General features: G+C 68.0%; 5 protein-coding genes. 2 read left to right on the top strand and 3 right to left on the bottom strand.

From position 1 onward, the window contains the following. Positions 1-23: 23 nt before the first annotated feature. The 3 genes from Q4P07_RS13860 to dnaB form a co-directional block, all read right to left on the bottom strand. A complete protein-coding gene (locus Q4P07_RS13860) occupies positions 24-320 on the bottom strand; it encodes a transcriptional regulator (protein ID WP_303375508.1) in 297 nt (98 codons plus the stop codon). Beyond that, a complete protein-coding gene (locus Q4P07_RS13855; RefSeq protein WP_303375507.1) occupies positions 317-841 on the bottom strand; it encodes a hypothetical protein in 525 nt (174 codons plus the stop codon). Before Q4P07_RS13855 ends, Q4P07_RS13860 begins: the two co-directional genes overlap by 4 nt. A gap of 263 nt (positions 842-1104) precedes the next feature. Further along, on the bottom strand, positions 1105-2472 hold the full coding sequence (gene dnaB / locus Q4P07_RS13850; RefSeq protein ID WP_303375506.1) for a replicative DNA helicase: 1368 nt from the start codon (positions 2470-2472) through the stop codon (positions 1105-1107). 327 nt (positions 2473-2799) lie between these two features. Between dnaB and Q4P07_RS13845 the strand changes: the two genes are divergently transcribed. Both Q4P07_RS13845 and Q4P07_RS13840 read left to right on the top strand, forming a co-directional pair. After that, positions 2800-4155 carry an MATE family efflux transporter gene (locus Q4P07_RS13845; protein WP_303375505.1) on the top strand — a complete coding sequence of 452 codons (1356 nt, stop codon included), beginning with the start codon at positions 2800-2802 and terminating at the stop codon, positions 4153-4155. A gap of 72 nt (positions 4156-4227) precedes the next feature. Then, a complete protein-coding gene (locus Q4P07_RS13840; RefSeq protein WP_303375504.1) occupies positions 4228-5598 on the top strand; it encodes a nitrate/nitrite transporter in 1371 nt (456 codons plus the stop codon). Positions 5599-5627: the final 29 nt, after the last annotated feature.

Genomic DNA, 5627 nt, shown 5'->3' with positions numbered 1-5627 from the left:
CGCACCAGCGTGGACTCGGATCCTCAGTCTCCGAGTCCAGTGATCCGGCGCAGCTCAGCAAGGTGTGCGTCAAGTGCCCCCCGTCCGGTGGAGGTCAGGCTCAGCCAAGTCCGGGCCCGGCCGTGCTGCTTCTCCTTGTGGGTGCGGACGTAGCCTGCATCGACGAGGACCTTGAGGTGTTTGCTGACGACATAGTCACTGACACCTAGCGTGTCCTGCACCGTGGCGAAGTCGACGGAGTCCACCTCTGCGAGCAGCGCACAGATGTGCAGTCGGTTGCGCGCATGGATCACCTCGTTGAAGGTGGAGGCGTTGCTCACCCCTGGGCCTTTCTTTTCGCGGCAGGGAACCGACCGCTGGCAAGGCGCCGATCGGCCCACTCCTCATAGAGGCAGGTGAAGACGAAGCCGACCACGGCACCGACCAGAGGTGCCAGGTCCACGTCAGAGAAGGTCTGCAGGGACACGCACGCCACCAGCAGTAAAACCAACGCCAGCGAGGGCAATGTCCAACCGTTGTTGTAGCGGTCGAAGGAGGCCCCGGTGCTGCGCTTCAAGAGCTCACGCAGGAGCAGCGGCCCCAACGCCAAAGTCAGCACCAACAGCGAGGCACCCGTCTTGACGGAGCCGAAGTCGATGCTCTGGTAGGGCATGCCGGCTCCGATGAAGAGGGCGGCGATGATGAGGGCCGAGACGAGCTTGTACCACCACGGCGTAGCCAGCCGGTGCCCCAACCTGACCCGGACGCTGTCGAGGTCCTGGAGTGCGTCTCGCGCGTCGCTGACGCGCCCCTCCTCACGGTCTGGGCTGACGCCGTCAGGCTCGAAATGATGATTTGCCATGTTGGCAAGCTACTACGCGACTTGCCGGTCCGGCAAGTCGCAGAACTAGGGACTGCACCATTTCGCGTCACCAGACGACCAATACCGGCAAGATCGGGGAGCCTCGCGCTGCGGTCGAGTCACGCTCACATCGACACGACGACCTGCCATCGGCAGTTTCGGGCGATCCGGAGTCTTACCCAGGTGAGCCTCGGCAAGACTTGCCACCGCGGACCGGTCGCTCGCGATGGCTGTCGGCCAGCATGCAGAACGAAGCACTTGCGCTAGAAGTTGCTCGCCATATTCGTGAACCGGCTGTAATGCCCCTGGAAGGCGAGCACCACCGTGTCGGTGGGGCCGTTGCGGTGCTTGGCAACGATGACGTCCGCCTCACCCTCGCGCGGCGACTCCCGCTCATAGAGCGACTCACGGTGCAACAAGATGACGAGGTCCGCGTCCTGCTCGATCGACCCGGACTCGCGCAGATCGCTCATCTGCGGCTTCTTGTCGGTCCGCTGCTCGGGGCCACGGTTGAGCTGGGAAAGGGCGATGAGCGGCACCCCCAGCTCCTTGGCCAGGAGCTTGAGCGCGCGGCTAAACTCCGCGACCTCCTGCTGGCGCGACTCCACGCGCTTGCCCGAGCTCATCAGCTGCAGGTAGTCCACGATGACCAGCTTGAGGTTGTGGCGCTGCTTGAGCCGACGGCACTTGGCGCGGATCTCCATCAGGGACATGTTGGGGGAGTCGTCGATGAAGAGGGGCGCGTCGTGGATGCGGCCCTGCGTCTCAGCCAGGCGGGTCCAGTCACGGTCGCGCATATTGCCCTTGCGCATGTTCTGCAGCGGGATCTCCGACTCGGCCGAGAGCAGCTTCATGGTGATCTCAGTGCGGCTCATCTCCAGGCTGAAGACGACCGTCGGCAGGTTGTGCTTGATGGCTGCAGCGCGGGCCACGTCGAGAGCGAAGGTCGACTTGCCCACCGCCGGCCGTGCCGCCACGATGATCATCTGGCCAGGGTGCAGGCCGTTGGTCAGCTCGTCCAGGTCGGTGAAGCCCGTGGGCACACCGACCATCTCCCCCGAGGAGGACGCGTTGAGCTCGATCTCGTCAGCGGCAGGCTGCAACAGCTCGCTGAGCGGATGGTAGTCGTCGCCGCCCCGTTTCTCCGAGACCGCGAACACCTCGGACTGCGCGGCGTTGACGAGATCCATGACGTCTCCACCGCCATACCCGAACTGCACGATCTTGGTGCCCGCCTCCACCAACCGTCGCAGCACCGCGCGCTCGGCCACGATCTCCCCGTAAAAGGCGGCGTTGGCGGCGGTAGGCACCTGAGCGATGAGCTGGTGCAGGTAGGCCGCGCCGCCCACCCGGGTCAGCTCGCCGCGCTTGGTCAGCTCATCTGCGACGGTGATTGCGTCGACCGGCTCCCCCCGGCCGAAAAGGTCGACGATCGCGTCGTAGATCCGCTCGTGCGCGGGCCGGTAGAAGTCGACCGGGCGGACGATCTCGGAGCACTCGCCGATCGCGTCCTTGGACAGCAGCATCGCCCCGATCGCACTCTGCTCGGCCGCGACGTCCTGCGGCGGGAGACGATCCTGCGGCGGTCCGTCGGGAACGCTGTAGGCCTGCTCCAGCTCAGTGAGCGACATCCGACCTCCTGCTTAGCGGCGTGCATCCTTGTCCTAGGCACAAGGGCATCACCGACCACCGACACACCTCTGACCGGGCCGCGCGCTCACGGGTCACGCGCTCATCGCCATCGCGCCACCGTATGCCTGGGCGGAGGTAGTCACAAGACGGCCTGTGGGCAGCGTGTGGATAGCCTGTGCGTCCGCGGTGGACGACGCGCCACAGGACGGTGGACAACTGTGGACAGGCCTGTGGACAACTCCACCATTTTCTTACCTCCATCTCGTTGACCTGCAACGACGTCACACACAGTCTGTGCATAGAAAGTTGTTTGGCAGACTCGCCCTGTGACCCCGCCCGCGCCAGATCCGCAGCCCGGCTCCCCCTCTGCTCTGCGCCGCGAAGTCCTGCGCCTGGCCTTCCCCGCCTTCCTCGCCCTCGTCGCCGAGCCGCTCTTCCTCCTGGCCGACTCCGCGATCGTCGGCTTCCTGGGCACCAACTCCCTCGCCGGCCTCGGCGTGGCGAGCGCGGTCCTGCTCACGGCCGTCAACATCTTTGTTTTCCTCGCCTACGGCACGACCGCGATCGTCGCGCGCAAGCTCGGCGCCGGCGACCAGCGCGGCGCTCTCGCGGCCGGGATCGACGGGCTCTGGCTCGCGGTGATCCTCGGCGTCATCGCCGCGCTCGCCGTCGCGCTCTGGGCGCAGCCGCTCGTGGCGGTCTTCGGCGCTACCCCCGAGGCGACCGCGGAGGCGGTGATCTACCTGCGCGTCTCTACCCTCGGCATACCCCCCATGCTCTTGGTCCTGGCCGCCACCGGCGTGCTTCGTGGGCTGCAGGACACCAGGACTCCGCTCGTCGCCGCGGTCGCTGGCTTCAGCGTCAACGCCGTGCTCTCGCTCGTCCTCGTGCACGTTGTCGGCTGGGGCATCGCCGGCGCAGCGTGGGGCACGGTGATCGCCCAGACGGGTATGGCGATCGCGCTCGTCTGGGTGGTCGTGGTCGGCGCCCGCCGTCTGGAGGCCCCGATGGGGTTCACCGCCTCCGGTGTCCTGCGGTCGGCGCTCGACGGTGTGCCGCTGCTGGTGCGCACCCTGTCGCTGCGCGCCGTGCTGCTCGTCACGACCTGGGTCGCGGCCGGGTTGGGCACGCCGGAGCTCGCCGCCCACCAGGTCGCCATGACCGTCTGGAGCGCGCTGGCCTTCTCTCTGGACGCGCTGGCGATCGCGGCGCAGGCTCTGACCGGAAAGTCGCTGGGGGCAGGCGACGTGACCCGGACGCGAGCGACCACCGCGATGATGGTCCGCTGGAGCATCTGGTTTGGCGTGGTGCTGGCGGCGCTGGTGATCGTCCTGCACCAGGTGATCCCGCTCGGCTTCAGCACCGACCCCCAGGTCCGGGCGGCGCTGGCGGCGGCGCTCATCGTGGTCGCGGTGGTCCAGCCGGTGTCCGGCGTGGCCTTCATCCTGGACGGCGTGCTGATCGGAGCCGGTGACACGCGATGGCTGGCCGTGGCGCAGACCGTGTTCCTGGTCGCCTACCTGCCGATGGTGCTGGCCGTGTGGGCTGCCGACGTCGTCGGCGTGACCGGCTTGGTGTGGCTCTGGGTCGCCTTCGGCGGCTTCATGACCATCCGCGCCGCTGGCCTATGGTGGCGCGCCCGCGGCGACGCCTGGATGGTCGTCGGCGACTCGTCGCGCTGACCGTGGGCGCGCGCAGCACCTCATCTTTCGTCAACAACAACACGCGACGCCGGCGGGTCACTATGGTTCCTAGTGTCAGATCAACAGCACGTCAGGTCGGCACGCAGCACTCCGGCCCGGCGCCCCTCGGAGACAGAGTCCCATGAGCGCATCTTCCCGCCACCTCAACGGGTCATCGCCGTGACCGGCGCCCGGAGCGCCGAGGCGATACCCCCCACCGGCGAGCTTGACCCAGGCACGGCACGCACCATGCTTCTGGTGGCCACCCTCGGTTTCGCCATCTGCTTCTGGGCCTGGGCGCTGCTCTCACCGCTGGCCGTCACCCTGCGCGAGGAGCTGGGACTCACCTCGCTGCAACAGTCCCTCATCGTGGCCACCCCGGTGATCGTCGGCTCCCTCGGGCGCATCCCCGCGGGCGCCCTCACCGACCGGCTCGGCGCGCAAGTCATGTTTCCCGCCGTGGCGTTGCTGACGATCCCTGCGGTGCTCTTCCTCGGCTTCTTCGGCGACACCCTGACGGCCCTGCTGATCGGCGGCTTCTTCCTGGGCATCGGGGGCACTTCGTTTGCCGTCGGCGTCCCCTTCGTCAACGCGTGGCACCCGCCGGTCAAGCGAGGCGCGGCGCTGGGCATCTTCGGCATGGGCACCATCGGGACTGCGGTCGCCGCGTTCACCACGTTGCAGCTTTCCAGCGCCTTCGGCCGCTCGGCACCCTTCATCCTGGTCGCTGTGCTGCTGGCTGCCTACGCCGCTCTCGCCTGGTCGGTGCTGCGGGTGCCGCCGGGACGCCCGACCGCCCCTGCCGGCTCCAACTGGCTCACCACGGCCCTGCGGACGCTGGCCCAACCTGTCCCCCTCAAACTCGCGATGCTCTACGCCATCGCGTTCGGCGGCTTCGTCGCCTTCAGCGTCTACCTGCCTACCTACCTGGTCAACAACTTCGGTATGGCCAAGGGCCAAGGAGCGCTGCGGATGGCCGGCTTCGTGGTCGTCGCGGTGCTGGCCCGTCCGGTCGGCGGCTGGATGTGCGACCGCTTCTCCCGCACCCGCGTGCTGTCCGCTTTGCTGGTGGGCGCCGGACTCTTCGCGCTACTGGGGGCCCTGGTCGGCGCCGGCACGGTGGCCCTCGCCCTCGAGCCGGTGGGCACCCTCGCCTTCCTCGGTTTGGCCGCCTGTCTCGGCGCGGCGGCCGGTGCGGTCTTCGCTCTGGTCTCGGCTCTGGTGGAGCCCACCCGCGTCGGTGCGGTCACCGGTGTCGTCGGGGCCGCCGGCGGGCTGGGCGGCTTTGTCCCCCCACTGCTGATGGGTGCGATCTACGACGCCTACGGCAGCTACACGATCGGGCTGCTGCTCCTGGCCATGGTGGCGATAGCGGGCGGTCTCTACACCCTCGTGGGCTTCCGCAAGGAGCTCGCGCCATCGTTGACCGACCGTATGGTCTAGCGGCCCTATGGTGCAGGGGCTCGATAGTG

It is taken from the genome of Ornithinimicrobium sp., from assembly GCF_030537745.1.
Lineage (GTDB): Bacteria > Actinomycetota > Actinomycetes > Actinomycetales > Dermatophilaceae > Ornithinicoccus.
Note: the sequence above shows the minus strand (reverse complement) of the source record. Positions and strands in the feature narration are given on the sequence as shown.

What these genes read in the sequence shown, in the direction of transcription:
- dnaB (WP_303375506.1), bottom strand. Translation starts at nt 2,472, where the DNA reads ATGTCGCTCACTGAGCTGGAGCAGGCCTACAGCGTTCCCGACGGACCG.
- Q4P07_RS13855 (WP_303375507.1), bottom strand. Translation starts at nt 841, where the DNA reads ATGGCAAATCATCATTTCGAGCCTGACGGCGTCAGCCCAGACCGTGAG.